The sequence below is a fragment of the Nostocoides sp. genome, assembly GCF_035343835.1.
Classification (GTDB): Bacteria; Actinomycetota; Actinomycetes; order Actinomycetales; family Dermatophilaceae; genus Nostocoides_A; species Nostocoides_A vanveenii.
The window spans coordinates 1-2,004 of the sequence record NZ_DAOQZV010000371.1 but is presented as its reverse complement, the minus strand read 5'-3'; the positions used below and the strand labels follow the sequence as shown (position 1 = coordinate 2,004).

Here is a 2,004-nt window from a genome sequence, read left to right as displayed (position 1 = left end):
CGAAACAGCGATGCGGTATGCCGGTCAGGATCTGACCGGCATACCGCATCGTGGTTTGTCAGGCCGGGACGACCTCGAAGGCGACCTTCGCGGAGACCTCGGGGTGGAGGCGAACCGAGGCGGCATACGCGCCGGTCGTCTTGATGTGGCCGGGGATCTCGATCTTGCGGCGGTCCAGCTCCGGGCCGCCGGCGGCCTTGACGGCGTCGGCGATCTGAGCGCTGGACACAGCACCGAAGAGCCGCCCCCCGGAGCCGGCCTTGGCCGGAACGGCGACCGACATACCTTCGAGCTGCTTCTTGACCGACTGCGCGGCCTCGAGCGTGCTGATCTCGCGGACCTCGCGGGCCTTGCGGATCGAGGCGATGTCCTTCTCCGCGCCCTTGGTCCACGGGGTGGCCAGCTTGCGGGGGAGGAGGTAGTTGCGGCCGTAGCCGTCACGGACGTCGACGACGTCCCCGGCGGCACCCAGGCCGCTGACCTCGTGGGTCAGGATGAGCTTCATGGTCTGTGCTCCTTCTTCGGGCCGGGCTCAGCGAGCCGAGCTCGAGTAGGGGAGCAGCGCCATCTCACGCGCGTTCTTCACGGCGTTGGCGATGCGACGCTGCTCCTGGACCGAGACGCCGGTCACCCGACGCGCGCGGATCTTGCCGCGGTCGGAGATGAACTTGCGCAGCAGCGCGGCGTCCTTGTAGTCGATGTTCTCGACCTTGGCGACCTTGAGCGGGTTCGCCTTCTTCTTGGGCTTACGCACAACGGGCTTGGCCATCGTGGTGCTCTCCTTCTTGAGGCTGAAGAGCCCGGGGTTTCGCGCCCCGGGATGGGTTGGGGAATGTGGTGGACGATCAGAACGGAGGCTCGTCGTAGGACGGCGCGCCGCCCCACCCGGAGTCCGCAGCGGGACGAGGCGTCTGGCTCGGTGCGGCGCTGGGGCCCGAGGCCCACGGGTCGTCGGCCGGAGCCGAACCGCCGTAGCCACCCTGGCCACCCTGGCCACCCTGACCGCCGAAGCCGCCCTGACCGCCACCGCGCTGGGTGCGGTTGACCTTGGCGGTGGCGTACCGCAGCGAGGGGCCGACCTCGTCGACCTCCATCTCGACGACGGTGCGCTTCTCGCCTTCCTTGGTCTCGTACGACCGCGACTTCAGCCGGCCCGAGACGATGACGCGCGTGCCGCGGCTGAGCGACTCGGCGACATTCTCGGCCGCGTCCCGCCAGATCGAGCAGCGCATGAACAGCGTCTCGCCGTCCTTCCACTCGTTGCTCTGCCGGTCGAAGGCCCGCGGCGTCGAGGCCACGGTGAAGTTCGCGACGGCAGCGCCGGAAGGGGTGAAGCGTAGCTCGGGGTCGGCAGTGAGATTGCCGATGATGGTGATGACGGTGTCGCCGGCCATGGCTGGGCCTCCGTCGTTCAGGCGTCCCGGCGCAGCAGCTTGGTCCGCAGCACGGCCTCGTTGAGGCCCAGCTGCCGGTCCAGCTCCTGAGCCGTCGCCGGCTCGGCCGTCATCTGGATGACGGCGTAGATGCCTTCGGACTTCTTCTTGATGTCGAACGCCATGCGGCGCCGACCCCAGATGTCCACGGTGTCGACACTCCCGCCGTCCTTCTTCACCACGGCGAGGAACTTGTCGAGACTCGGTGCGACGGTGCGCTCGTCGATCTCGGGATCGAGGATGACCATCAGCTCGTACTGACGCATGCGTGAACCCACCTCCTTCGGTCTAGGCGGTCACGGTCGGTCCGTGACAGGAGGGCTGCATTCGTCGTGCCGACACGGCACTGCACAAGCAGCGGTATGCCGGACAACCCTCCGATGGTACCCGCGATCCGGCCGGCCCCCAACTTCGTCACGGTGGAAGCGCTGGAGCAGACTCAGCGGAAGGCGACCACGAACGAGTCGGGCCGCCCCGCCAGCGGGCCGTCCTCGGGGTCGACGACCACCGGCCAGGTGATCCGGCGGCGCATCGCGGCCCGCCATACGGCGTGGACGAGGTAGATGACCAC

Annotated in this window: 4 protein-coding genes; all 4 read right to left on the bottom strand. The window is 68.5% G+C overall.

What is annotated here, in order from left to right; all coding sequences use genetic code 11:
- Positions 1–58: 58 nt before the first annotated feature.
- The gene (rplI, locus tag PKH97_RS16230) at positions 59–505 is read right to left on the bottom strand and encodes a 50S ribosomal protein L9 (protein ID WP_324388644.1); all 447 of its coding nucleotides are present in this window, start codon (positions 503–505) and stop codon (positions 59–61) included.
- Between the two features lie 27 nt (positions 506–532).
- Positions 533–769, bottom strand: coding sequence for a 30S ribosomal protein S18 (gene rpsR, locus PKH97_RS16225; protein ID WP_324388643.1), 237 nt, complete (start codon positions 767–769; stop codon positions 533–535).
- A gap of 76 nt (positions 770–845) precedes the next feature.
- On the bottom strand, positions 846–1,394 hold the full coding sequence (locus PKH97_RS16220) for a single-stranded DNA-binding protein (RefSeq protein WP_324388642.1): 549 nt from the start codon (positions 1,392–1,394) through the stop codon (positions 846–848).
- A gap of 17 nt (positions 1,395–1,411) precedes the next feature.
- Positions 1,412–1,699 carry a 30S ribosomal protein S6 gene (rpsF, locus tag PKH97_RS16215; protein ID WP_324388641.1) on the bottom strand — a complete coding sequence of 96 codons (288 nt, stop codon included), beginning with the start codon at positions 1,697–1,699 and terminating at the stop codon, positions 1,412–1,414.
- Between the last annotated feature and the right edge of the window lie 305 nt (positions 1,700–2,004).

Coding starts and splice junctions, on each gene's coding strand:
- PKH97_RS16220 (WP_324388642.1), bottom strand. CDS start 1,394: ATGGCCGGCGACACCGTCATCACCATCATCGGCAATCTCACTGCCGAC.
- rplI (WP_324388644.1), bottom strand. CDS start 505: ATGAAGCTCATCCTGACCCACGAGGTCAGCGGCCTGGGTGCCGCCGGG.
- rpsF (WP_324388641.1), bottom strand. CDS start 1,699: ATGCGTCAGTACGAGCTGATGGTCATCCTCGATCCCGAGATCGACGAG.
- rpsR (WP_324388643.1), bottom strand. CDS start 769: ATGGCCAAGCCCGTTGTGCGTAAGCCCAAGAAGAAGGCGAACCCGCTC.